Origin of the sequence: Citrobacter sp. wls826, from assembly GCF_005281245.1 — a bacterium.
Classification (GTDB): Bacteria; Pseudomonadota; Gammaproteobacteria; order Enterobacterales; family Enterobacteriaceae; genus Citrobacter; species Citrobacter braakii.
Map to the genome: position 1 here is coordinate 89636 of NZ_SZWS01000061.1, position 24586 is coordinate 114221.

Sequence of the window (24586 nt, forward strand, 5' to 3'; positions counted from 1 at the left end):
CGGCAGTATGAAAGCCTGGGTGGAGTTTATGCATGATAACGCTGTTGAGAACCAGTGGTCGTGGAAACTGCAGTTTGGCGATTGGGTTGCGCTGGATGCCAAAGAGGGCAGCTATTTTGGCGCAACGCCGAATGAACTGACCTGCATGGCCTACTATGCGTTGTCCACGCTGCTGCTGGCGAAATCAGCCAAAGCACTGGGAAATGACGTTGATCACACCCATTATCAGGCGCTGCATACCGCGATTGTCGAAAGCTTCCGCAATGAGTTTTTTACCGCCACCGGGCGGCTGGCGGCACGCACGCAAACGGCGCATATTCTGGCGCTTTACTTCCAGTTAGTGCCGGACGCGCACCGCGAGCGCACCGTGCAAACGCTGCTGGAACTGCTGGCGGAAAATGACGGTCATCTGGTGACGGGGTTTGTCGGCACACCCTATTTCTGTCACGCATTGAGCGAAAACGGACAGGCCGACGCGGCGTGGCAATTGCTGATGAAAGAGGACTTCCCAAGCTGGTTGTATCAGGTAAAAGCCGGGGCAACGACGATTTGGGAACACTGGGATGGCGTGAAACCGGACGGCACAATGTGGAGCCCGGACATGAACTCCTTCAACCATTATGCCTACGGGGCGATCGGTGAATGGCTGTATCGCGTGGCGGCGGGAATAAATACCGAAGAACACGCGCCGGGCTTTAAATCTTCAGTACTGCGGCCTATTCCGGGCGGTGGCCTGACATGGCTGAAAGCGCGATACGGCTCGGTATATGGTGATATTGCCGTCCACTGGACGCAGGAACCGGCGCGCGATGGCTTACAGTCCATCACCCTTGAGGTAGATATTCCGCCGAATACTCACTCAATGGTGATCCTTGATGGCGCACAAACGCTGCTCGATACCGATGGCCTCGACTTCGCGCCAGTAGACGGCGGCTATAGCGCGCAGGTGGGATCGGGCCATTATCGCGTTATCTGGCAGCGCTAACCGCGTGGTTGTCACGGCAGCGTTCGCGCTGTCGTGGCAAACGAACGCTCGAATTCCTCTGTTTTCGTTTCGCTATTCGACGCATTGGCAATGGTTGCGGTCGCGATAATACTCGTGACCGTGACGACGAGAGTAATGCCGTGGCAGAAGAAAGCGACGACGACAAAACAGAAGCCCCCACACCCCACCGACTTGAAAAAGCACGGGAAGAAGGGCAGGTCCCCCGATCCAAAGAACTGACCTCACTGCTTATTTTGCTGGTGGGCGTGTGCATTATCTGGATTGGCGGGGAGTCGCTTGCCCGCAGACTGGCCGGTATGCTGTCGGCCGGATTACGTTTTGACCACAGTATGGTCAATGACCCTAACCTGATCCTCAGCCAAATCATCCTGCTGATTAAAGACGCGATGATTGCGCTGTTACCGTTGATTACCGGCGTCGTTCTGGTGGCATTAATCTCCCCGGTGATGCTTGGCGGCTTGATTTTCAGCGGTAAATCTCTGCAGCCCAAGTTCTCTAAGCTGAATCCGTTGCCGGGCATTAAACGCATGTTTTCAGCGCAAACCGGAGCGGAACTGCTCAAAGCGATACTGAAATCCACGCTGGTGGGGAGCGTGGCCGGATTTTATCTCTGGCATAACTGGCCGGCGATGATGCGTTTGATGGCGGAGTCGCCGATTACGGCGATGGGCAACGCTCTGGATTTAGTTGGCATGTGCGCGCTGTTGGTGGTGCTTGGCGTTATTCCGATGGTGGGGTTCGACGTTTTTTTCCAGATTTACAGCCATCTGAAAAAGCTGCGCATGTCGCGTCAGGATATTCGTGACGAATTTAAGCAAAGCGAAGGCGACCCGCACGTTAAGGGCAAAATACGCCAAATGCAGCGCGCGGCCGCGCAGCGTCGCATGATGGCGGATGTGCCGAAAGCGGACGTGATTGTTACCAACCCCACGCACTATTCGGTGGCGTTGAAGTATGACGAGAACAAAATGAGCGCGCCGAAAGTTGTTGCCAAAGGCGCGGGGCTGGTGGCGTTGCGCATTCGTGAGATTGGCGCTGAACATCGAGTCCCTACGTTAGAAGCGCCGCCGCTGGCGCGTGCGCTATACCGTCATGCTGATATTGGGCAACAAATACCGGGTCAATTATATGCCGCCGTTGCCGAAGTGCTGGCATGGGTATGGCAGCTAAAACGCTGGCGTCTCGCCGGCGGCAAGCGTCCACCACAACCTGAAAACCTTCCGGTGCCTGAAGCACTGGATTTCATGAACGAGAAGAATACTGATGGCTAATCTGGTCGCGATGTTGCGTTTGCCCAGCAACCTGAAATCCACGCAACTGCAAATCCTTGCCGGACCGATCCTTATCCTGCTGATCCTGTCGATGATGGTGTTGCCGTTGCCGGCTTTCGTCCTCGATTTGCTGTTCACGTTTAACATTGCGCTGTCGATCATGGTGCTGCTGGTGGCGATGTTCACCCAGCGTACGCTGGAGTTTGCCGCATTCCCGACGATTTTGCTGTTTACCACATTATTACGCCTCGCCCTGAACGTTGCGTCGACGCGTATCATTTTAATGGAAGGGCATACCGGCGCGGCGGCGGCGGGAAAGGTGGTTGAAGCTTTTGGTCACTTCCTCGTGGGCGGTAACTTTGCGATCGGTATCGTGGTCTTCGTTATTCTCGTCATTATCAACTTTATGGTTATCACCAAAGGTGCCGGGCGTATCGCCGAGGTTGGCGCGCGCTTCGTGCTGGATGGTATGCCCGGCAAGCAGATGGCGATTGATGCGGATTTGAATGCGGGTCTGATTGGCGAAGATGAAGCCAAAAAACGACGCTCGGAGGTGACGCAGGAAGCGGATTTCTACGGCTCTATGGACGGTGCGAGTAAATTCGTACGTGGAGATGCCATCGCCGGTATTTTGATCATGGTGATCAACGTGGTCGGCGGTCTGTTAGTCGGGGTGTTGCAGCATGGTATGAGCATGGGTAGCGCAGCGGAAAGTTATACCCTGCTGACCATCGGTGACGGGCTGGTGGCGCAAATTCCTGCGCTGGTAATCTCCACCGCGGCGGGGGTTATCGTGACCCGCGTGAGTACCGACCAGGATGTAGGCGAACAGATGGTGACCCAACTGTTCAGTAATCCTAGTGTCATGCTGCTTAGTGCGGCGGTGCTTGGTCTTTTGGGTCTGGTTCCGGGCATGCCGAACCTGGTGTTTTTGATGTTTACCGCCGCGTTACTGGGTCTGGCCTGGTGGATGCGTGGTCGTGAGCAAAAAGCCCCGGATGAGCCGCAGCCGGTGAAAATGCCGGAAAACAACTCCGTGGTGGAAGCAACATGGAATGATGTACAGCTGGAGGATTCCCTGGGGATGGAGGTAGGCTACCGCCTGATCCCAATGGTGGACTTTCAGCAAGATGGCGAGTTGCTGGGGCGAATTCGCAGTATTCGTAAGAAATTTGCCCAGGATATGGGCTTTCTGCCGCCGGTGGTACATATCCGCGACAATATGGATCTGCAGCCGGCCCGCTATCGTATTTTGATGAAAGGGGTGGAAATTGGCAGCGGTGACGCCTATCCGGGACGCTGGCTGGCCATTAACCCTGGTACCGCCGCCGGGTCACTGCCGGGCGAGAAAACGGTCGATCCGGCTTTTGGTCTGGACGCTATCTGGATTGAAAGCGCATTGAAGGAACAGGCGCAGATTCAGGGCTTTACGGTTGTTGAAGCCAGTACCGTTGTCGCCACGCACCTTAATCACCTGATTGGGCAGTTCGCTGCTGAGCTGTTTGGCCGTCAGGAGGCGCAACAGCTACTGGACCGCGTCTCGCAGGAGATGCCAAAACTGACAGAAGACCTGGTCCCGGGCGTCGTGACGCTCACTACGCTGCATAAAGTGTTACAGAACTTACTGGATGAGAAAGTACCGATTCGCGATATGCGCACCATTCTCGAAACGCTGGCTGAACATGCACCGCTGCAAAACGATCCGCATGAGCTTACCGCGGTGGTACGTGTTGCGTTGGGACGCGCCATCACTCAGCAGTGGTTCCCGGGTAATGAAGAGGTTCAGGTTATCGGCCTTGATACCCCGCTCGAACGTTTGCTTCTGCAGGCGCTGCAGGGCGGCGGCGGTCTGGAGCCAGGTCTTGCAGACCGACTGCTGGCCCAGACTCAGGAAGCGCTGTCCCGTCAGGAAATGTTGGGTGCGCCGCCGGTCTTGCTGGTTAACCACGCGTTGCGTCCATTACTGGCACGCTTTTTACGTCGCAGCATTCCGCAACTGGTGGTGTTATCGAACATGGAGCTGTCTGACAACCGCCATATCCGTATGACGGCGACTATTGGAGGTAAGTAATGCGTAAATTACTGTGGTTGTTGTTTTTTCCTCTGGTAGCGCAGGCTGCCGGAGAAGGCGCCTGGCAGGCCAGCGGTATGGGGATTACTTTAAATCACCGCGGCCAGTCAGCCTCGTCTTCACCTCTGACGCCCAGCCAGCCGGTCTCGGGGTTGATGACGCTGGTGGCCTGGCGCTATGAGCTCAATGGCCCAACGCCTGCGGGTTTACGGGTACGTTTATGTTCCCAGTCCCGCTGTGTTGAGCTGGACGGGCAAAGCGGGACTACCAACGGATTCAATAATGTTCCCGCCATCGAACCGATGCATTTTGTCTGGGAAGTACCCGGTGGCGGTCGCTTGATCCCCGCCTTGCAAGTTCAGAGCAATCAGGTGATTGTGAACTATCGTTAACGCCTCCCTTCATTCCGGCCAGCAGCAGAAACTGCTGGCTGCTTCGCAATTCTAGTCCGCCTCTTTGATTAAATAGAAACGCTGTTTTATAAAATAGGTGACATACGTTGCCGGACTCTTTGTGCTGTTGCCATTTCACGAATACCCCTGGCAAAAATAGAAAGGTTTCACTTGCTGTTAGCTTTTACTGTGGCCCTGTAAGGAGGCCCAATGTCAAAGCGAGGATTGCGGGGCCTCCCAATAATGTGCAGGGGTAACGGCAATGAATACACGTAAAATTGGGTTGGTTAACTATTTTGCCTACGGTTCGGGGGATTTTTTAGGCGCAGGCACCACGGCGTTAACCGCTGCCTGGCTACTCTATTTTTACACGACGTTCTGTGGCCTGACGCCAATCGAAGCAACCTTTATCTTCGCTACCGCCAGGGTGTTGGATGCCGTTGTTAGCCCATTAATGGGTTTTTTAACCGATAACTTTGGCTCCACCTGGCTCGGCAAACGCTTTGGGCGACGTAAGTTTTTTATTTTGTTGGGGATCCCCTGTGTCTTTAGCTACTCACTAATGTGGGTGGGTGATATGGGGTTCTGGTACTACCTGCTCACCTATCTGATTTTTGACGTGGTCTACACCATGATTCTGGTGCCATACGAAACGCTGGTACCCGAAATGACCGATGACTTTAAACAGAAAACCAAATTCTCCGGCGCGCGCATTTCGATGGCGCAAATGTCTGCCATTCTGGCCTCATTCTTACCTGGCGTTCTGCTGACGCTGTTTGGCAAGGACAACCCCGTCTCTTTTTTCTACGCCAGCCTGGTGTTTTCTGTGCTGTGTGCACTGATGCTGACCTTCGTCTGGTTCTTTACCTGGGAACGCCCACGGGAAGAGTGGACTGAGGCGGCGCTGCGAGTCGAAGAAGAGAAGAAAAGCCTGACCTTAAGTCAGAGTATGAACCGTTTATTTGTGGAACTGAGTTCAACACTGCGCATCCGTATCTTTCGCCAGCATTTAGGAATGTATCTTGGCGGCTATATTGCCCAGGACGTCTTTAACGCCGTCTTTACTTACTATGTGGTGTTTGTGCTGATGCAGGAAGCATCGATGGCGTCAAACCTGCTGGGTACGATGGCTATCTTCCAGTTTATTGCCGTTATCGCCATGATCCCATTGTGCATCCGTTTCGGACCTGCGCCGTCTTATCGCATGGTAGTCGTCCTGTTTGGCCTCAGTTCACTCTCCTATGCGGGGCTGTATTACGCCGGATTAAGCGATGTTTATTCTCTGTTGCTATTGGTTTCCGCCGTTGCGGGTTTAGGACGCGGTGGTATCAACTACGTTCCCTGGAATATCTACACCTATATTGCCGACGTTGACGAAGTGATCACCGGTCAGCGTCGGGAAGGGATCTTCGCCGGCATTATGACGTTAACGCGTAAAGCGTCGCAGGCGGGAGCGGTGATGCTGGTGGGGATTGTGATGCAGTTGTCTGGTTTTGTCTCCGGTCAGAGCGCACAACCCGCGGCGGTCAGCCATACCATCCTGTTAATTCTGAGCTGCGGAACGCTGATTGTTCTGGCGCTGGGTTTCCTGGTTTCCTTGCGCTTCAAACTGAACCTGCAAACGCACAGCACCCTGCGTGAAGAGACAGCAAAAATGCGTGAGTCCGGGCAACCCGTGTTGGAAGGACTATCCGCTAAAGGACGCGCGACCGTAGAGATGCTATCGGGCATGCCTTATGAATCACTTTGGGGTAACAACAATATTGGTTACCTGAATCGTAATAAACCAGCGGCACCGAAACTGGAAAAGGGTGCTGTATTGAATTCGACATTGACAGAGGTTAAGTAAATGATTGTTTATCCGGTTAAACACAGCCCATTGTTGCGCCAGCCAGAACATTTTATTGCCAGGGATGAATTAAAAGCGTTGATCAAAAAGGTGACGCATAACCTGGTCAATATTCATGACGAGACCGGCGAGTTCTTGCTACGTCTGGATGACGGACGCGTTATTGATACCAAAGGCTGGGCGGGATGGGAGTGGACGCACGGCATCGGCTTGTACGGGATGTATCAGTATTATCAGCAAACCGGCGATGCCACGATGCGCGATATTATCGACAGCTGGTTTGCCGATCGCTTTGCGGAAGGTGCAACGACCAAAAACGTCAACACCATGGCGCCGTTTTTAACGCTGGCATATCGCTATGAAGAGACGCGTAATCCCGCGTATCTGCCGTGGCTCGACAGCTGGGCTGAGTGGGCAATGCATGACATGCCGCGTACCCAATTCGGCGGTATGCAGCACATTACGCTGGCGGAAGAAAATCACCAGCAGATGTGGGATGACACGTTGATGATGACGGTCTTACCGCTGGCGAAGATTGGCAAGTTGCTCAACCGTCCCGAGTATATTGAAGAGGCAACCTATCAGTTCCTGCTGCACGTGCAAAACCTGATGGATAAAGAAACGGGGCTGTGGTTCCACGGCTGGAGCTATGAAGGACAGCATAACTTCGCCAACGCTCGCTGGGCGCGTGGCAACAGCTGGTTAACTATAGTCATCCCGGATTTCCTCGAATTACTTGATTTGCCGGAAAACAATGCAGTGCACCGCTATCTGGTGCAGGTTTTGAACGCGCAAATCGCGGCGCTAGCGAAGTGCCAGGATGAAAGCGGACTGTGGCACACCTTGCTGGACGACCCGCAGTCGTATCTGGAAGCCTCGGCAACCGCCGGATTTGCCTATGGGATCCTCAAAGCGGTACGTAAACGCTATGTCGGACAAGACTATGCGGCTGTAGCCGAAAAAGCCATCAGAGGCATTGTGCAACATATTTCGCCGGAAGGTGAATTGCTGCATACCTCGTTTGGTACCGGGATGGGCCACAATCTCGATTTCTACCGCAACATCCCCCGGACCTCCATGCCTTACGGTCAGGCGATGGCGATGCTGTGCCTTACCGAATACTTGCGTAAGTATTTTTGATATCGGTGTCCGATGGCGTTGCGGCTATCGGACCCGCTTGTGCGTCGTCGTCCTGCGCAGCAAACAGATGATCCATGATTTGACGCATGACTGGTGCGGCGGTGACGCCATCGCTGCCGCCGTTTTCCAGAATTAACGCTATGGCGACTTTCGGGTTCTTATATGGCGCAAATGCGGTATAGAACACGTGGTCGCGCAGACGCACGGGGATCATTTTCGCATCGTAGGTCTGATTTTCTTTCAGGCTAAAGACCTGTGATGTGCCACTTTTCGCTGCAATGCCGTAAGGCGCGGTGTGAAAGAACTTATAACCGGTACCGTTTGGCTCATTCGCCATGCCGAACATCGCTTGACGCACCAGCCCCCAGTAGGGGGACGAAGCAGAGGCAATTTGTGACGGTGCTTCGGGAGCCTGGTACGGCGTGATGACTTTTCCGCTCTCTTCATCACGTAGCAGGTGAGGGGCGATAACCTTGCCGTTGTTAATCAGCGCGACCATGGCTTTTACCATCTGGATCGGCGTGGCAATCCAGTATCCCTGACCGATGCCAACCGAAATGGTATCTCCCTGATACCAGGCTTTTTTATGCACTTTCTGCTTCCATTCGCGGCTCGGGAGCAGGCCGTTATACTCCTCACCAAGATCGATGCCGGTCGGCTTGCCATAGCCAAACTGGCTGAGCATGCTGTTAATACGGTCAATCCCCATCATATATGCCACCTGATAAAAGAACGTGTCGGCAGATTCTTCAATTGCTTTGGTGACATCCAGCATACCGTGGCCCGTTTTTTTCCAGTCACGGTAATGTCGCTCCGTGCCGGGGAGCGTCCAGGTGGGGGCGCCGAAGAAACGGGTCTGCGGCGTGATCACGCCGTCCAGTAATGCTGACATCGCCATATACGGTTTGACCGTGGAGGCGGGAGGATACAACCCTTGCGTGACGCGGTTGATTAACGGCAGATCCTTATCCTGAAGCAGCTTGTTATAGTCCTGATAGCTGATACCTTTGACAAATGGATTGGGGTCATAGCTGGGGTTCGAAACCATTGCCAGCACGGAACCGTCATGCGGATCCTCAACCAAAACGGCGGCCCGCTGGCCCACCAACAGACTCTCAATATATTGCTGTAAATGGAGGTCCAGCGTCAGGTGGATATCTTTTCCGGCAACGGGCGGCACATCTTTGATCAGACGTACGATGCGTCCGTGGTTATCAACTTCGACCTCCTGATAACCGGTTTTCCCATGCAGTTCATTTTCATAGTAGTGCTCAATACCCTGCTTACCGATGTTGTGATCGGCGGCGTAGTTCTCTGTCAGGCCTTTTTGATCCAGCGCTTTCAGGTCGTTGTCATTGATTTTTGACACATAGCCAAGGACATGCGCCAGCGCTGTGCCATAAGGGTACTGGCGGTCTTCATAGCTATTGATATTGACGCCGCTGAAATGAAACTGGTTAACCGAGAAGCGGGCGATTTCCACATCGGTCAGCGCATTTTTTAGCACAACCGGGCGATAGCGGCTGCTGGCTTTCAGCGCATGGCGAAACTGGTCAATGTCATCAGGAGTGAGGTCAATGATAGGCGTGAGCTGCCTGATCAGGGCATTCATATCACTGATTTTATAAGGCGTAACGGAAATGTCGTACCAGGTTACGTTGCGCACCAGCGGGATGCCGTTGCGATCGTAAATCATGCCACGCGTCGGGGCCACGGGAAGCATTTTGATGTCGTTTGCATTCGAGCGGGTGGTGTAATACTGGTGCTGACAGATTTGTAAGTTGTAGAGATTGTAAATCAGGATGCCAAAGCAGATGACCACCAGGCCAAAGGCCACCAATACACGCCGCTGGAAGAGTTTTTCCTCCGCCTCAAAATCTCTGAATGTCATTGACCCGTACCCGATTAATTCGCCGCCTCATGATACGGAGGCTTAAACGGGATGACAGGCAAAAAATGTTCCATATCTCTACGGAAATGTGTCATTCCTTGTGAGTTGTTACAGATGGCCTGTTACAGAAATAAAAAAGGCCTGAGTCCGAATTTCGGAGTCAGGCCTGATAGGTAAGCTGATTTACATACGTTCTACGGTTTCGATACCCAGCGTATCCAGACCCAGCTTCAGGGTTTTCGCCGTCAACTGTGCCAGTTTCAGGCGGCTGTTACGAATATCTTCGTTTTCAGCGCTAAGGATTGGGCAGTGCTCGTAGAAGCCGGAGAACAGACCGGCAACGTCGTACAGGTACGCACACATCACGTGCGGCGTACCTTCACGTGCAACAACGGTCAGCGTTTCTTCAAACTGCAGCAGACGCGCAGCCAGCTGAGCCTCGCGATCTTCACTGATAATCACCTGCGCATTTGCCAGCGCGCTTTCGTCGATATCCGCTTTACGGAACACGGACAGTACGCGGGTGTAGGCGTACTGCATATACGGCGCAGTGTTCCCTTCGAACGCCAGCATATTGTCCCAGTCGAAGATGTAGTCGGTGGTACGGTTTTTGGACAGATCGGCATATTTCACCGCGCCGATACCGACCGCATTCGCCAGTTTTTCCAGCTCGTCGGCAGGCATGTCCGGGTTCTTCTCCGCTACCAGACGGCGTGCGCGTTCCAGCGCTTCATCCAGCAGATCGGCCAGTTTAACCGTGCCACCCGCACGGGTTTTGAACGGCTTGCCGTCTTTACCCAGCATCATACCGAACATGTGGTGTTCCAGTGGCACAGAATCCGGCACATAACCGGCTTTACGCACGATGGTCCAGGCCTGCATTAAGTGCTGATGCTGACGGGAGTCGATGTAATAAAGTACGCGGTCGGCATGCAGCGTTTCATAACGGTACTTGGCGCAGGCGATGTCGGTCGTGGTGTAGAGATAGCCGCCATCTTTCTTCTGAATGATTACGCCCATCGGTTCACCTTCCTTGTTTTTATACTCATCAAGGAATACGACGGTAGCGCCTTCGCTTTCAACAGCCAGGCCTTTAGCTTTGAGATCGGCCACGATGCCAGGCAGCATCGGGTTGTACAGGCTTTCACCCATGACGTCGTCACGGGTCAGGGTGACGTTCAGGCGATCGTAGGTTAACTGGTTTTGCGACATGGTGATGTCGACCAGTTTGCGCCACATCTCACGGAAGTACTCGTCGCCGCCTTGCAGCTTCACGACATAACTCCGGGCACGTTCCGCGAAGGCTTCATCTTCGTCGTAATGTTTTTTCGCATCACGGTAGAAACCTTCAAGGTCAGCCAGCGCCATCTCGCCAGCATTTTCCTGCTGCTGTTTTTCCAGCCATGCGATGAGCATACCGAACTGAGTACCCCAGTCGCCGACGTGGTTGGCGCGGATAACATTGTGACCGAGGAACTCCAGCGTACGCACCGCAGCATCACCGATGATGGTGGAACGCAGGTGACCAACGTGCATCTCTTTCGCTACGTTAGGTGCGGAGTAATCAACCACAACGGTTTGTTTAGCCGGTTGGGTGACGCCCAGACGATCGGAAGCCAGCGCCTGCTGAACGTGCTGCGCCAGAAATGCCGGATCGAGAAAAATATTGATAAAGCCCGGGCCTGCAATTTCAACTTTGCTGGCGATCCCGTTGAGATCCAAATGAGTCAGCACCTGCTCAGCCAGTTGTCGCGGCGCCATACCCAGTTTTTTAGCGACAGCCATCATGCCGTTAGCCTGATAGTCGCCGAACTGTACTTTTGCTGACTGACGAACCTGCGGTTCGCAATCTGCAGGCGCGCCTGCAGCAATCATGGCCTGACTGACTTTTTCTGAGAGAAGAGCCTGAATATTCACCGGAATACCTTACATTTATGAAGCGGCTTAAAATGCACCGCACCAGTTTAAGAATTAAGGGCGGGAGTATACTGCAAATGCCCGTTGCCGTCAGCATTGCGAGTATCTCCAGCACCCTGAAATATAAACATTGTCATTACGTATAATTATTCATATTGCGCTTAAGAAAATCAGCAGTTGGTTGGGGCTGCGCAACAGGGTAAATTAGCGGCTTTGAATATGGATATGAGCTTTCATTATGGCGAACTGGCAAACAGTTGCAGAACTGCATGATATTTCCGCAGATTTACCGCATTTCATTCAGGCGTTAACGGATCTTTCCACTCGCCTTGGGCTGGATGTCTCATCGCTTGAAGCCGATCACATTTCTCTGCGTTGTCATCAAAATACCACCGCAGAGCGCTGGCGTCGTGGGTTTGAACAGTGCGGCGAATTGTTGTCAGAAAATATCATCAATGGCCGACCGATTTGCTTGTTCAAGCTCGATGAGCCAGTTTGTGTGCAACACTGGCAATTTTCTATCGTAGAACTGCCGTGGCCGGGCGAAAAGCGTTATCCGCATGAAGGCTGGGAGCATGTTGAAATTGTTCTGCCGGGTGAGGTGGAGACGCTGAATGCACGAGCGCTGGCGCTGCTTTCAGATCACGGGCTGAGCCAGCCGGGCATATTTGTAAAAACCAGTTCGCCAAAAGGCGAGCGCGAGCGTTTACCGAATCCAACGCTGGCGGTCAGCGATGGCAGTGTGACGATAAAATTCCATCCGTGGTCGATTGAAGCCATTGTGGCAAGCGAACGTCAGGAGTGAGTATGGCATTACTGGAAATCTGCTGTTACAGCATGGAGTGCGCGCGCAAGGCGCAGCAAAACGGCGCGGATCGCATTGAGCTTTGCTCGGCGCCCAAAGAGGGGGGCTTAACGCCGTCCCTGGGCGTCTTGCGTTCGGTTCGCCAGCATATCTCGATTCCGGTCAATCCCATTATTCGCCCGCGCGGGGGCGACTTTTGTTACACCGACGGTGAATTCGCTGCAATGCTGGATGATATTGCGATAGTAAGAGAACTGGGGTTCTCAGGGTTGGTAACCGGCATTTTAGATGCAGAGGGTGATGTCGATATGCCGCGCATGGAGAAAATAATGATTGCGGCGGGAACGCTGCACGTCACTTTTCATCGGGCCTTTGACATGTGCGCTAACCCACTCAATGCGCTAAAAAAATTAGCTGATTTGGGCGTCGCCAGAGTGCTGACTTCCGGGCAAAAATCAGATGCGGTGCAAGGTTTAACAAAAATTATGGAACTTATTGCGCAGGGGGATGCTCCAATCATTATGGCCGGAGCGGGGGTTCGCGCCTCGAATTTGTCCCTGTTCCTTGATGCTGGAGTGCAGGAAGTCCACAGTTCTGCCGGAGTATGGTTGGCTTCCCCCATGCGTTATCGCAATTCGAGGTTGTCGATGTCTTCGGATGCACAGGCGGATGAGTATTCACGCTATGCGGTAGACGGGGCGGCGGTTGCGGAAATGAAAGCAATCATTGCACACCACCAGGCCAGCTGATTTTACCGTTGCATCATGTCGCCCAATATGATGCTTGCTCGTACCAGGCCCCTGCAATTTCAACAGGGGCCTTTTTTTATCCTGCATATTTCAAGCCGCAGCGGAGTTGGCTGCCTTTCTGCAACTTGAACTATTTTGCAGAAAGAGTGCTATCTGGCAAAAATAACTACGGCTTACGTGCAATCAATACCGCGCGTAATGGGGCCGGGTAGCCTTCCACCGTTTTGCTGTGATCGTTCGGGTCGAGGAAGTCGGCCAGGGATTCGGTTATCATCCACTCGGTGCGGCGCTGCTCTTCGGTGGTGGTGACGCAGACATCAGCGATGCGCACATCAACAAACCCACATTTTTCCAGCCAGTTTTTTAACGCCAACGCAGAAGGAATAAAGTAAACGTTACGCATCTGCGCGTAGCGATCGCCCGGTACCAGTACGGTATTTTCATCACCTTCGACGACCAGCGTTTCCAGTACCAGTTCGCCATCTTTCACCAACTGATCCTTCAACTGCCACAGGTGTTCCAGCGGTGAACGGCGGTGATAAAGCACTCCCATGGAGAATACGGTATCAAAGGCGTTGAGCGCCGGAAGCTGCTCAATACCCAGCGGCAGCAGGTGAGCGCGTTGGTCATTGCCCAGCAGTTTACGTACTGCCTCAAACTGGCACAGAAACAGCTGGGTAGGATCGATACCAACTGCCAGATGCGCCCCCGCGCCAATCATGCGCCACATGTGATATCCACTCCCGCAGCCGACATCAAGAATGGTGCGCCCGGTGAGGTCAGACAAGTGCGGCAGAACGCGATCCCATTTCCAGTCCGAGCGCCACTCGGTATCTATATTGACGCCGTACAACGAGTACGGCCCTTTACGCCATGGCATCAGGTTACGCATCAGGGTGTCGATACGTTTGAGCTGACCGTCGCTGAGCGGCTCATCGCTTTCGGCGGTAACGCTATGCAGTAAGTCCAGGCGATGCGGCGTTAGCTCGGGCAGAAACTCGACCGCATTTGACCACTGCTTAAACAAGCCGTGCTGATCGCGCTGCCAGGTCGCGATTTGCGCCGGGAGCGTTTCCAGCCAATGGGAAAGGTGATTTTTGGCAATCAGTTGATAAAAGTTACCAAAGTCGATCATGCGCTAACCTCAGCTTTCAGTGCCACCAGAGAACCAAAGTTGAAGCACTGGAACCACAATTCGCTGTGTTCAAAGCCCGCCTGATGCAGTCTCGCTTTGTGCGTTTCGACCGAGTCGGTCAGCATCACGTTCTCCAGCATGCTGCGCTTTTGGCTGATTTCCAGCTCGCTATAGCCATTTGCCCGTTTGAAATCGTGGTGCATGTTGAACAGCAGCTCGCCAACGTTAGCGTCTTCGAAACTGAATTTTTCAGACAGTACCAGCGCGCCGCCGGGGTTAAGCCCCTGATAAATCTTATCCAACAATGCCTGGCGCTTAGGTGGCTCAAGGAATTGCAGGGTAAAATTCAGCACCACCATCGAGGCGTTTTCGATAGTAATGTTGCGAATATCGCCTTCGATAACGTCAACCGGTGTCGGCGCTTTATAGGCGTCAATATGACGGCGGCAGCGCTCAACCATAGCCGGGGAGTTATCAACGGCAATAATTTTGCAATTCTCGTGATGAATATTGCGACGCACCGAGAGCGTCGCCGCGCCCAGAGAACAGCCCAGATCGTAGACCTGTGTGTTGGGTTGTACGAAACGTTCGGCCAACATCCCAATCATAGAAATGATATTGGAATAGCCAGGAACGGATCGCTGGATCATATCCGGGAAGACTTCAGCTACCCGTTCATCAAAGGTCCAGTCACCCAGACTGGCGATAGGCGCAGAAAAAAGCGTGTCGCGGTGAGACATAACGTAAAAATCCGGGAAAAATAAAGTGGCGTATTGTGCGCTAATGCAGGGAGAAAACCAACTCCCAGGGCATATACCAAAGATTCGCCAGCACCATTAGCAACAGCGAACACCAGGTCGCGCTCATGCCTGAACGGCGCCAGCGGAAAAGCCGGTGATGGAATCCGTAATAATGCATCAATCGTCCGGCAATCAAAATCAGCCCGCAAATATGCACCATCCACGTTTCTGCGCCGTTCATTTCCATAAATAACAGCAGCACCAATGCGACGGGAATATATTCCACCGCATTACCGTGAATGCGGATAGCGCTTTGTAGTTCGCTAAAACCTCCGTCACCATATGCAACGCGGTATTGCATGCGCAGGCGAACGACGTCAAAGGAGAACTTAATTAACAATAACGCACCCAATACGGCATAAAGCGCGCTTACCATACAAACTCCCTTTTAAAATGGCTGATGGCATTGACTATGATAGGTGGCATTTTCAGAAAAGAGAAGATTGCTGTGGAATAGACGGCGCTGATCCGATCTCTGGCAGGGCGCTGCGTAAATTTGCCCATAGCGTATCGACAAGCTCCGGGGCCTGCGCGATATCCGGGGTATGTAAAAACAGATATGGCGTTGTGGTTTGTTGCCATTGCGACAGCTTGGTCAGCCAGACGGCAAAAAGCGCGCTGTTTTGTGCCATATTATCGCTGCCGATAAAGCGTACCATCGGATGGTTTGCCGTCACCACTGCATGCACCGGAACCTTTGGCTTCTTGCGCTGGGCGTCACGTATCGCTTCAGTATGTGGTATTGCGGCATGTACCGGTCGACTGTCCAGAATCACCCGATTTACCCTGCGCTCATGTAGGCCTCGATTGAATCGTTGCTCTGTTTCGCCTTTGGCAAAGAAGTCCGGATGGCGAACTTCCACACCGTAGGTAAAGGATTTGGGGAGCGCATCGAGAAACTGCCACAAGGCTGGCAGGTCGTGCGGGCCAAAAGTTGCGGGTAATTGCAGCCAGTATTGCCCAATGCGTGATTCAAGTGGCGACATGCGCGTGAAAAACTCGTGTACCAGGTCATCGCAATTACGCAGCGCGGCCTGATGCGAAATGGTGGCCGGAAACTTAAAACAAAATCGAAACGCATCGGTAGTCTGCGCATGCCAGCGGGCCACAATGTCGGCTTTTGGCAGCGCGTACAGCGTGGTATTGCCCTCCACACAGTTAAAGTGGCGGGCATACTCTTCAAGGCTGGTGATCCCCAGACGCACCCATTTGGGATGCGCCCACTGGGGTAAACCGATATAAATCATAGCGCTTGCAGGATCTCATCCACGCTGCGTACGCGTGCGATACGCGGGAAAATATGCGTCATGCTGCCCTGATGTTGCTCAGCGCTGGCGGCACTACAGGCGTTTTCTGCAACGATCAGATTAAAACCCAGCTCCCACGCATTTCGCGCCGTTGACTCCACGCCAATATTTGTGGAAATGCCGCACAGGACGATGGTCTCGATGCCCCGACGACGCAGTTGTAATTCCAGATCGGTGCCGTAGAAAGCCCCCCACTGGCGTTTGGTCACTTCGAGGTCGCTGGCGCATTTACCCAGAGCGCTCGGGTAATTCCACCAGTTTTCGGGTAACGCTTTGGCCGGAGCGTGAGCATCAACTGGCTGTTTCAGCGCTTCGGCATAATCGTCAGACCAGCCGACGCGCACCATTACCACCGGGGAACCGTGGGCACGGAATTTTTCCGCCAACTGCGCGGCGCGGGCAACCACGTCGTTTGCCGAGTATGGGCCGCCAGCGAAAGGCAGGATACCTTCCTGTAGATCAATAACAACAAGAGCGGTTGTTTTTGCGTTCAGTTCCAGCATGATCACTCCAGTAAAAAAAGAATTCCGTTACACCTTAATCGCGAATCAGTGTGAAAGGGACGACAATTTTTGTTATTTTTTGTGAGATTACGCAATGCCCGTCCAGGAAACAGGCGTACAGTCAGTACCGGACTTATCGTGCGGCAGAATTTCCAGTATAATAGCCGCCTTTTTTCATTCAGTTGTGACATTCAGCTAAAGCTGCGACTTCGTCACCTGCGAGACAGGTGACAATCCGCCTGCGGCAAAGTTAAGGGATATCTCATGCGTACAGAATATTGCGGACAGCTACGTCTGTCCCACGAGGGGCAGCAGGTGACTCTGTGTGGTTGGGTCAACCGTCGTCGTGATCTTGGTAGCCTGATCTTTATCGATATGCGCGACCGCGAAGGTATCGTGCAGGTATTTTTCGATCCGGACCGTGCGGATGCGTTAAAGCTGGCCTCCGAACTGCGTAATGAGTTCTGTATCCAGGTTACGGGCACCGTGCGTGCACGTGACGCGAAAAACGTCAACGCCGATATGGCGACTGGCGAAATTGAAGTGCTGGCCTCCGATCTGACCATCATCAACCGTTCAGACTCGCTGCCGCTGGACTCTAACCACGTAAACACCGAAGAAGCGCGACTGAAGTATCGCTACCTGGATCTGCGTCGCCCTGAAATGGCGCAGCGCCTGAAAACGCGTGCCAAAATTACCAGCCTGGTGCGTCGTTTTATGGACGATCACGGCTTCCTCGACATCGAAACTCCGATGCTGACCAAAGCTACGCCGGAAGGCGCGCGCGATTACCTGGTTCCTTCTCGTGTTCATAAAGGTAAGTTCTACGCGCTGCCGCAGTCTCCTCAGCTGTTTAAACAGCTGCTGATGATGTCCGGTTTTGACCGCTACTATCAGATCGTAAAATGCTTCCGTGATGAAGACTTACGTGCTGACCGTCAGCCTGAATTTACTCAGATCGATGTTGAGACTTCCTTCATGACCGCGCCGCAGGTGCGTGAAGTGATGGAAGCGCTGGTGCGTAACCTGTGGCTGGAAGTTAAAGGTGTGGATCTGGGTGATTTCCCGATCATGACCTTTGCCGAAGCCGAGCGTCGTTACGGTTCTGATAAACCAGACCTGCGTAACCCGATGGAACTGGTTGACGTTGCCGATCTGGTGAAAGGCGTTGAGTTCGCCGTGTTCTCTGGTCCGGCGAACGATGCGAAAGGCCGCGTGGCTGCCCTGCGTGTACCGGGCGGTGCGAGCTTAAGCCGTAAGCAGATCGACGATTACGGTAACTTTATTAAGATTTACGGCGCGAAAGGTCTGGCTTACATCAAAGTCACCGAGCGTGCGAAAGGCCTGGAAGGCATCACCAGCCCGGTTGCTAAGTTCCTGAACGCAGAAATCGTAGACGCGATTCTGGAGCGTACTGGTGCGCAAGACGGCGACATGATTTTCTTCGGTGCCGACAACAAGAAAGTGGTGGCCGACGCGATGGGTGCGCTGCGTCTGAAACTGGGCAAAGACCTGAACATTACCGACGAAGCCAAATGGGCGCCGCTGTGGGTTATCGACTTCCCGATGTTTGAAGACGATAGTGAAGGCGGGCTGACCGCGATGCACCACCCGTTCACCGCGCCAAAAGACATGACTGCCGCTGAGCTGAAAGCTGCGCCGGAAGACGCGGTTGCTAACGCGTACGATATGGTCATCAACGGCTATGAAGTGGGCGGTGGTTCCGTGCGTATTCACAACGGTGATATGCAGCAGACCGTATTCGGCATTCTGGGCATCAACGAGCAAGAACAGCGCGAGAAGTTCGGCTTCCTGCTGGATGCGCTAAAATACGGTACACCGCCGCATGCGGGCCTGGCGTTTGGTCTGGATCGCTTGACTATGCTGCTGACCGGTACTGACAACATTCGTGACGTTATTGCCTTCCCGAAAACCACCGCTGCAGCGTGTCTGATGACTGAAGCGCCAAGCTTTGCCAACGAAGCTGCGCTGGCGGAACTGAGCATTCAGGTTGTTAAGAAGGCCGAGAATAACTGATATGAGATACAAACAGCCTGTCTCGGTGTTAGTCGTGATTTATGCAAAGGACACCGGGAGAGTGCTGATGTTACAGCGACGCGACGATCCTGATTTCTGGCAGTCGGTCACCGGCAGCCTTGAAGAGGGTGAAACCGCGTCGCAAGCCGCGATGCGCGAAGTAAAGGAAGAGGTCGCCATTGATGTTGCGACTGAGCAACTGACCTTAATTGACTGTCAGCGCACGGTGGAATTTGAGATTTTTAGCCATTTACGTCATCGCTATGCGCCGGGAATTGAGCGTAATACTGAATCCTGGTTTTGCCTGGCACTTCCCTCTGAACGAGAGATCGTGTTCACCGAACATCTGACCTACCGTTGGGTTAATGCGCACGAAGCCGCGCAGTTAACCAAGTCGTGGAGTAACCGGCAGGCGATTGAAGAGTTTGTAATTAACGTCGCCTGAGAAGGCGCGCTTTTTGGAGAGATTATTTATGGCAGGTCATAGTAAATGGGCCAACACCAGACATCGTAAAGCAGCGCAGGATGCTAAACGCGGTAAAATTTTCACCAAAATCATTCGTGAGCTGGTGACGGCAGCCAAACTGGGCGGCGGCGATCCGGATGCTAACCCACGTCTGCGCGCCGCGGTTGATAAAGCGCTGGCAAATAACATGACCCGTGACACCCTGAACCGTGCAATCGCGCGTGGTGTTGGTGGCGACGATGATGCGAACATGGAAACCATCATCTATGAAGGTTACGGCCCTGGCGGAACAGCCGTTATGATTGAGTGTCTGTCTGACAACCGTAACCGTACCGTTGCGGAAGTGCGTCACGCATTCACTAAAACGGGCGGCAACCTCGGTACCGACGGTTCCGTAGCTTACCTGTTCAGCAAAAAAGGCGTGATCTCTTTTGAACAAGGCGACGAAGACGCCATTATGGAAGCGGCACTGGAAGCGGGCGCTGAAGACGTTGTGACCTTCGACGACGGCGCGATTGACGTTTACACCGCGTGGGAAGAGATGGGCAAAGTGCGTGATGCGCTGGAAGCGGCTGGTCTGAAAGCGGACGCGGCTGAAGTGTCTATGATCCCCTCCACCAAAGCGGATATGGATGCAGAAACGGCGCCGAAGCTGATGCGTCTGATCGATATGCTGGAAGACTGCGACGACGTGCAGGAAGTTTACCACAACGGCGAAATCTCCGATGAGGTTGCTGCAACGCTCGAATGATGTGGTTAAGCCATAAACTAACAGGAGATGCGTGATGTCTATCATTCTCGGCATTGACCCGGGGTCGCGCATCACCGGTTATGGCGTAATCCGTCAGGTCGGCAGACAGCTGACCTACCTCGGTAGCGGCTGCATTCGCACCAAAGTCGACGATCTTCCATCACGTCTGAAGTTGATTTATGCGGGCGTGACGGAAATCATCACCCAGTTCCAGCCCGACTATTTTGCCATTGAGCAGGTCTTTATGGCGAAGAATGCCGACTCGGCGCTAAAGCTGGGGCAGGCGCGCGGCGTGGCAATCGTTGCGGCTACCAATCAAGATCTTCCGGTCTTTGAATACGCGGCCCGCCAGGTAAAACAGACCGTGGTGGGTATCGGCAGCGCAGAAAAAAGCCAGGTTCAGCATATGGTACGCACGCTGCTAAAACTCCCGGCAAATCCGCAGGCGGATGCCGCGGATGCGCTGGCGATTGCTATTACCCATTGCCACGTCAGCCAGAACGCCATGCAAATGAGCGAGTCGCGGCTGAATCTGGCGCGAGGTCGGTTACGTTAGTGACAAATGAGGCTGGATATCTATCCAGCCTTTTTTTATGATAGCGCATTACCTTTTAGCCCTTAACGCAGGAGCGTCACGTGATAGGCAGACTCAGAGGCATCATTCTTGAAAAACAACCCCCGCTGGTCCTTCTGGAAACCGGCGGAGTAGGCTATGAAGTCCATATGCCGATGACCTGTTTCTACGAGTTGCCGGAAGCCGGGCAGGAAGCGATTATCTTCACCCATTTTGTGGTGCGTGAAGACGCTCAACTGCTATATGGTTTTAACAACAAACAAGAACGCACGCTGTTTAAAGAGTTAATCAAAACCAATGGCGTCGGGCCGAAGCTGGCGCTGGCGATCCTCTCTGGTATGTCTGCACAGCAGTTCGTTAATGCCGTTGAGCGCGAAGAGCTTGGCGCGCTGGTGAAATTACCGGGCATCGGTAAGAAAACCGCAGAGCGTTTGATTGTGGAAATGAAAGACCGCTTTAAAGGCCTGCATGGCGATCTCTTCACGCCGGCGGCGGATCTGGTCCTGACCTCTCCGGCCAGTCCTGCAACGGATGACGCCGAGCAGGAAGCGGTTGCTGCGCTGGTGGCGTTAGGCTATAAACCACAGGAAGCCAGCCGCATGGTGAGCAAAATTGCTCGCCCTGATGCCAGCAGTGAAACCCTGATTCGTGAAGCGCTTCGCGCGGCATTGTGAGGTAAAGGATGATTGAAGCAGATCGCCTGATTTCGGCTGTCAGCACGACCCCTGAAGATCTGGTGGATCGCGCGATCCGCCCCAAATTGCTGGAAGAGTATATTGGCCAGCCTCAGGTGCGTTCGCAAATGGAGATTTTTATCCAGGCGGCGAAGCTGCGCGGTGAAGCCCTCGATCACCTGCTGATTTTCGGTCCTCCAGGTCTCGGTAAAACCACGCTTGCCAATATTGTTGCCAATGAAATGGGCGTTAATCTGCGCACCACTTCCGGTCCGGTACTGGAAAAAGCGGGCGATCTGGCGGCAATGCTCACCAACCTTGAACCGCACGATGTGCTGTTTATCGATGAAATCCATCGCCTGTCACCGGTGGTGGAAGAGGTGCTGTATCCGGCGATGGAAGATTATCAGCTGGATATCATGATTGGCGAAGGACCAGCCGCACGTTCGATTAAGATCGATCTGCCGCCGTTTACCCTGATCGGGGCGACGACGCGCGCCGGTTCGTTAACGTCTCCGCTGCGTGACCGCTTCGGTATTGTACAGCGCCTGGAATTCTATCAGGTGGCAGACCTGCAGCACATTGTTGGACGCAGCGCCCGCTTTATGGGACTGGAAATGAGCGATGAAGGCGCATTGGAAGTGGCACGCCGCGCCCGTGGTACGCCGCGTATCGCCAACCGTTTATTACGCCGGGTACGCGACTTCTCCGAAGTGAAGCATGACGGCACAATTTCAGCAGATATTGCCGCTCAGGCACTGGATATGCTCAATGTGGATGCGGAAGGATTCGATTATATGGACCGTAAGCTGCTGCTGGCGGTTATCGATAAGTTCTTCGGTGGACCGGTAGGACTGGATAACCTGGCGGCGGCGATTGGGGAAGAGCGTGAAACCATTGAGGACGTGCTGGAGCCGTATCTGATTCAGCAAGGTTTTCTGCAGCGAACTCCGCGCGGACGTATGGCAACGGTGCGGGCGTGGAACCACTTTGGCATTACACCGCCGGAAATGCCATAAGACTCAATAATCCCTGATGGCGCTACGCCTGGCAGGCCTACGATATGATGCAGGCCTGACAGGCGTAAAACAGATTACTTCAGTTCATCAACCATGGTGACGGCGCGACCAATGTAATTGGCCGGCGTCATTGCTTTCAGGCGAGTTTTCTCGTCTTCAGGCAGCGCCAGACCGTCGATAAACTGCTTCATACCTTCGGCGTCAACGCGTTTGCCGCGGGTCAGTTCCTTCAGCTTCTCGTATGGTTTTTCAATGCCATAGCGACGCATCACGGTCTGGATCGGCTCTGCCAGCACTTCCCAGTTATGATCCAGTTCATCCAGCAGATGATCGCGGTTCACTTCCAGTTTGCTCACACCTTTCAGCGTGGACTGATAAGCGATCAGCGCATAGCCAATCCCCACGCCCAGGTTACGCAGAACGGTAGAGTCCGTCAGATCGCGCTGCCAGCGGGAGACCGGCAGTTTGCTCGCCAGATGCTGCAGAACCGCGTTAGACAGGCCCAGGTTACCCTCGGAGTTTTCGAAATCGATTGGGTTCACCTTGTGCGGCATGGTGGAGGAACCAATTTCACCCGCGATGGTTTTCTGTTTGAAATGGTTCAGCGCCACGTAACCCCAGACATCGCGGTCGAAGTCGATCAGGATAGTGTTGAAACGGGCGATGCAATCAAACAGCTCGGCAATGTAGTCGTGCGGCTCAATCTGCGTGGTGTACGGGTTCCACTGGATGCCCAGCGAGGTGACAAATTCTTCGCTGAACTGATGCCAGTCCACTTCCGGATAAGCGGCGATGTGGGCGTTATAGTTACCGACTGCACCGTTGATTTTGCCGAGAATTTCGACCTGATTGAGCTGGCGGTACTGACGCTCCATACGGTAAGCCACGTTAGCCATTTCTTTGCCCAGCGTAGACGGGGTGGCTGGCTGACCGTGGGTACGGGAGAGCAGAGGAATATCGCGATACTGTACGGAAAGATCTTTCACCGCGTCGATAAGTTTGCGCCAGTACGGCAGAACCACTTCGTCACGGGCGGTTTTCAGCATCAGCGCGTGAGACAGGTTGTTGATGTCTTCTGAGGTACACGCGAAGTGGATGAACTCGGAAACAGCGTGCAGTTCCGGGATATCTGCCACTTTCTCTTTCAGGAAATACTCAACTGCCTTCACGTCATGGTTGGTCGTACGCTCAATGGTTTTGATACGCGCAGCATCTTCTTCATTGAAGTTAGCGACAATCGCATCAAGGAAACCGATTGCGTCGGCAGCAAAAGCAGGAACTTCCTTGATCGCTGCGTGCGCGGCCAGTTTTTGCAGCCAGCGTACTTCAACTTGTACACGGAATTTCAGCAAACCGTATTCGCTGAAAATCCCGCGCAGCGCGCTGACTTTATCGCCGTAGCGTCCATCGACAGGGGAAACGGCGGTCAGTGAGGATAATTCCATAGATCACAACTCCGGGGTTAAATGAGCAAGAATTTGTTTAGCCTGAGTCGTCAGGCGATTACGAGAAAACATGAGTTGCAGACGGCCTCCACCAACCTGATGCCAGAGCACGGCAGCGCGAATGCCAGCCAGCAGGGAAGCGCGTACTTTAGCCTGAACCTGTGGGCTCTGAAGGATGGCCGGGGAGCCCGTAACCTGAATACGTGGGCCGAGTGGGCTGATGACGTCAACATAAATGCCTGCCATCGCACTCATCAACGTTTCTGACTGCAAATCAAAATGGTCCAGTTGGCGCTGCAAGCCGTTGATACGGTCTCCCAGCGTGTCCATAGCGCCTTTAGCGGCTGACAGCTTACGCTCCAGCACCATCAGGCTTAACGTGTAGCGGGTGAGTTCCGCGTTCAGCCCCTGACGACTGCTGGCGTTGAGCACGCCGAGCATCGTTTCCAGACCTAAACGCAGGTTGGCCTCGCTACCGCCAAACACGCCCAGCGTAGAGCTGGGATTCATGTCGATGACACTGTTCAGTGAAACGTGCAATGCATCGGCATCACAATGCCCCTGGTGCGCCAGTTCCTGCACCAGGCGTGCCGACTGACAAATGCCTGCCAGAGCGAGGGTGATGTCATAATAATTCTTTGCCACGTTCACTGCTTCCTTGTATTAGATGTGTAAGTAATTATACCGGCAGAGGCAATCGTTGTTCGATAATGCCGCCGCCGAGGCACACTTCGCCATTGTAAAAGACAGCCGACTGACCCGGCGTTACCGCCGCGACTGGCTC

At 53.6% G+C, this 24586-nt stretch carries 24 protein-coding genes; 14 read left to right on the forward strand and 10 right to left on the reverse strand.

Features of this window, described 5'->3' with window-relative positions:
* From FDW87_RS22980 to FDW87_RS17940, 6 genes are all read left to right on the forward strand, one after another.
* The coding region (locus tag FDW87_RS22980; protein ID WP_305764079.1) for an alpha-L-rhamnosidase C-terminal domain-containing protein at window positions 1–985 on the forward strand (985 nt) is incomplete at its 5' end.
* 140 nt (window positions 986–1125) lie between these two features.
* On the forward strand, window positions 1126–2277 hold the full coding sequence (gene flhB / locus FDW87_RS17920; RefSeq protein ID WP_075848742.1) for a flagellar biosynthesis protein FlhB: 1152 nt from the start codon (window positions 1126–1128) through the stop codon (window positions 2275–2277).
* On the forward strand, window positions 2270–4348 hold the full coding sequence (gene flhA, locus FDW87_RS17925; RefSeq protein WP_016153428.1) for a flagellar biosynthesis protein FlhA: 2079 nt from the start codon (window positions 2270–2272) through the stop codon (window positions 4346–4348). The genes flhB and flhA overlap by 8 nt, the downstream gene beginning before the upstream one ends.
* Window positions 4348–4740, forward strand: coding sequence for a flagellar protein FlhE (gene flhe, locus FDW87_RS17930; protein ID WP_016153427.1), 393 nt, complete (start codon window positions 4348–4350; stop codon window positions 4738–4740). The genes flhA and flhe overlap by 1 nt, the downstream gene beginning before the upstream one ends.
* A 262-nt stretch (window positions 4741–5002) precedes the next feature.
* Window positions 5003–6589: an MFS transporter gene (locus tag FDW87_RS17935; protein WP_137380028.1), complete on the forward strand. Its 1587-nt coding sequence runs from the start codon at window positions 5003–5005 to the stop codon at window positions 6587–6589.
* Window positions 6590–7729 carry a glycoside hydrolase family 105 protein gene (locus tag FDW87_RS17940; RefSeq protein WP_131379505.1) on the forward strand — a complete coding sequence of 380 codons (1140 nt, stop codon included), beginning with the start codon at window positions 6590–6592 and terminating at the stop codon, window positions 7727–7729.
* Here the strand turns inward: FDW87_RS17940 and mrdA are convergent.
* Together mrdA and argS are read right to left on the reverse strand one after the other, a co-directional pair.
* Window positions 7701–9620, reverse strand: coding sequence for a penicillin-binding protein 2 (gene mrdA / locus FDW87_RS17945; RefSeq protein ID WP_103283735.1), 1920 nt, complete (start codon window positions 9618–9620; stop codon window positions 7701–7703). The genes FDW87_RS17940 and mrdA overlap by 29 nt on opposite strands.
* A gap of 183 nt (window positions 9621–9803) precedes the next feature.
* On the reverse strand, window positions 9804–11537 hold the full coding sequence (gene argS, locus FDW87_RS17950; RefSeq protein WP_103283736.1) for an arginine--tRNA ligase: 1734 nt from the start codon (window positions 11535–11537) through the stop codon (window positions 9804–9806).
* Window positions 11538–11775: 238 nt separating this feature from the next.
* Between argS and FDW87_RS17955 the strand changes: the two genes are divergently transcribed.
* On the forward strand, window positions 11776–12342 hold the full coding sequence (locus FDW87_RS17955; RefSeq protein ID WP_049040531.1) for a VOC family protein: 567 nt from the start codon (window positions 11776–11778) through the stop codon (window positions 12340–12342).
* A 2-nt stretch (window positions 12343–12344) separates the two neighbouring features.
* The gene (cutC, locus tag FDW87_RS17960) at window positions 12345–13091 is read left to right on the forward strand and encodes a copper homeostasis protein CutC (RefSeq protein WP_049269091.1); all 747 of its coding nucleotides are present in this window, start codon (window positions 12345–12347) and stop codon (window positions 13089–13091) included.
* Between the two features lie 166 nt (window positions 13092–13257).
* Here cutC and cmoB read toward each other — a convergent pair whose 3' ends face one another.
* From cmoB to FDW87_RS17985, 5 genes are read right to left on the reverse strand one after another with little or no spacing between them, the layout of a single operon-like run.
* On the reverse strand, window positions 13258–14226 hold the full coding sequence (cmoB, locus tag FDW87_RS17965; protein WP_016153420.1) for a tRNA 5-methoxyuridine(34)/uridine 5-oxyacetic acid(34) synthase CmoB: 969 nt from the start codon (window positions 14224–14226) through the stop codon (window positions 13258–13260).
* Window positions 14223–14966, reverse strand: coding sequence for a carboxy-S-adenosyl-L-methionine synthase CmoA (cmoA, locus tag FDW87_RS17970; RefSeq protein WP_137380029.1), 744 nt, complete (start codon window positions 14964–14966; stop codon window positions 14223–14225). Before cmoA ends, cmoB begins: the two co-directional genes overlap by 4 nt.
* A gap of 40 nt (window positions 14967–15006) precedes the next feature.
* Complete coding sequence (locus FDW87_RS17975; protein WP_016153418.1) at window positions 15007–15402, reverse strand: MAPEG family protein; 396 nt, start codon at window positions 15400–15402, stop codon at window positions 15007–15009.
* 52 nt (window positions 15403–15454) lie between these two features.
* Complete coding sequence (locus FDW87_RS17980; RefSeq protein ID WP_080858817.1) at window positions 15455–16273, reverse strand: DUF72 domain-containing protein; 819 nt, start codon at window positions 16271–16273, stop codon at window positions 15455–15457.
* On the reverse strand, window positions 16270–16836 hold the full coding sequence (locus FDW87_RS17985; RefSeq protein WP_016156803.1) for a hydrolase: 567 nt from the start codon (window positions 16834–16836) through the stop codon (window positions 16270–16272). Before FDW87_RS17985 ends, FDW87_RS17980 begins: the two co-directional genes overlap by 4 nt.
* A gap of 264 nt (window positions 16837–17100) precedes the next feature.
* Between FDW87_RS17985 and aspS the strand changes: the two genes are divergently transcribed.
* From aspS to ruvB, 6 genes are all read left to right on the forward strand, one after another.
* Window positions 17101–18873 (forward strand): aspartate--tRNA ligase, encoded by a 1773-nt coding sequence (aspS, locus tag FDW87_RS17995; protein WP_109018262.1) that lies wholly within the window; start codon window positions 17101–17103, stop codon window positions 18871–18873.
* A 1-nt stretch (window position 18874) separates the two neighbouring features.
* On the forward strand, window positions 18875–19318 hold the full coding sequence (gene nudB / locus FDW87_RS18000) for a dihydroneopterin triphosphate diphosphatase (RefSeq protein ID WP_016153414.1): 444 nt from the start codon (window positions 18875–18877) through the stop codon (window positions 19316–19318).
* A 28-nt stretch (window positions 19319–19346) separates the two neighbouring features.
* Window positions 19347–20090 carry a YebC/PmpR family DNA-binding transcriptional regulator gene (locus FDW87_RS18005; protein WP_016153413.1) on the forward strand — a complete coding sequence of 248 codons (744 nt, stop codon included), beginning with the start codon at window positions 19347–19349 and terminating at the stop codon, window positions 20088–20090.
* A 34-nt stretch (window positions 20091–20124) separates the two neighbouring features.
* Window positions 20125–20646, forward strand: a complete 522-nt coding sequence (ruvC, locus tag FDW87_RS18010; RefSeq protein WP_003034867.1) for a crossover junction endodeoxyribonuclease RuvC — start codon at window positions 20125–20127, stop codon at window positions 20644–20646.
* A gap of 80 nt (window positions 20647–20726) precedes the next feature.
* On the forward strand, window positions 20727–21338 hold the full coding sequence (gene ruvA, locus FDW87_RS18015) for a Holliday junction branch migration protein RuvA (protein WP_016153412.1): 612 nt from the start codon (window positions 20727–20729) through the stop codon (window positions 21336–21338).
* Window positions 21339–21346: 8 nt separating this feature from the next.
* Window positions 21347–22357, forward strand: a complete 1011-nt coding sequence (ruvB, locus tag FDW87_RS18020) for a Holliday junction branch migration DNA helicase RuvB (protein WP_016153411.1) — start codon at window positions 21347–21349, stop codon at window positions 22355–22357.
* Window positions 22358–22431: 74 nt separating this feature from the next.
* On the opposite strand, the gene purB is transcribed toward ruvB, so the two are convergent.
* From purB to FDW87_RS22985, 3 genes are all read right to left on the reverse strand, one after another.
* Window positions 22432–23802, reverse strand: coding sequence for an adenylosuccinate lyase (gene purB, locus FDW87_RS18025; RefSeq protein ID WP_016153410.1), 1371 nt, complete (start codon window positions 23800–23802; stop codon window positions 22432–22434).
* Window positions 23803–23805: 3 nt separating this feature from the next.
* A complete protein-coding gene (hflD, locus tag FDW87_RS18030) occupies window positions 23806–24447 on the reverse strand; it encodes a high frequency lysogenization protein HflD (protein ID WP_016153409.1) in 642 nt (213 codons plus the stop codon).
* 34 nt (window positions 24448–24481) lie between these two features.
* The coding region (locus tag FDW87_RS22985) for an aminomethyltransferase beta-barrel domain-containing protein (RefSeq protein WP_249358679.1) at window positions 24482–24586 on the reverse strand (105 nt) is incomplete at its 5' end.

Coding starts and splice junctions, on each gene's coding strand:
- flhA (WP_016153428.1), top strand. CDS start 2,270: ATGGCTAATCTGGTCGCGATGTTGCGTTTGCCCAGCAACCTGAAATCC.
- flhe (WP_016153427.1), top strand. CDS start 4,348: ATGCGTAAATTACTGTGGTTGTTGTTTTTTCCTCTGGTAGCGCAGGCT.
- FDW87_RS17935 (WP_137380028.1), top strand. CDS start 5,003: ATGAATACACGTAAAATTGGGTTGGTTAACTATTTTGCCTACGGTTCG.
- FDW87_RS17940 (WP_131379505.1), top strand. CDS start 6,590: ATGATTGTTTATCCGGTTAAACACAGCCCATTGTTGCGCCAGCCAGAA.
- mrdA (WP_103283735.1), bottom strand. CDS start 9,620: ATGACATTCAGAGATTTTGAGGCGGAGGAAAAACTCTTCCAGCGGCGT.
- FDW87_RS17955 (WP_049040531.1), top strand. CDS start 11,776: ATGGCGAACTGGCAAACAGTTGCAGAACTGCATGATATTTCCGCAGAT.
- cutC (WP_049269091.1), top strand. CDS start 12,345: ATGGCATTACTGGAAATCTGCTGTTACAGCATGGAGTGCGCGCGCAAG.
- cmoB (WP_016153420.1), bottom strand. CDS start 14,226: ATGATCGACTTTGGTAACTTTTATCAACTGATTGCCAAAAATCACCTT.
- cmoA (WP_137380029.1), bottom strand. CDS start 14,966: ATGTCTCACCGCGACACGCTTTTTTCTGCGCCTATCGCCAGTCTGGGT.
- FDW87_RS17975 (WP_016153418.1), bottom strand. CDS start 15,402: ATGGTAAGCGCGCTTTATGCCGTATTGGGTGCGTTATTGTTAATTAAG.
- FDW87_RS17980 (WP_080858817.1), bottom strand. CDS start 16,273: ATGATTTATATCGGTTTACCCCAGTGGGCGCATCCCAAATGGGTGCGT.
- FDW87_RS17985 (WP_016156803.1), bottom strand. CDS start 16,836: ATGCTGGAACTGAACGCAAAAACAACCGCTCTTGTTGTTATTGATCTA.
- aspS (WP_109018262.1), top strand. CDS start 17,101: ATGCGTACAGAATATTGCGGACAGCTACGTCTGTCCCACGAGGGGCAG.
- nudB (WP_016153414.1), top strand. CDS start 18,875: ATGAGATACAAACAGCCTGTCTCGGTGTTAGTCGTGATTTATGCAAAG.
- FDW87_RS18005 (WP_016153413.1), top strand. CDS start 19,347: ATGGCAGGTCATAGTAAATGGGCCAACACCAGACATCGTAAAGCAGCG.
- ruvC (WP_003034867.1), top strand. CDS start 20,125: ATGTCTATCATTCTCGGCATTGACCCGGGGTCGCGCATCACCGGTTAT.
- ruvB (WP_016153411.1), top strand. CDS start 21,347: ATGATTGAAGCAGATCGCCTGATTTCGGCTGTCAGCACGACCCCTGAA.
- purB (WP_016153410.1), bottom strand. CDS start 23,802: ATGGAATTATCCTCACTGACCGCCGTTTCCCCTGTCGATGGACGCTAC.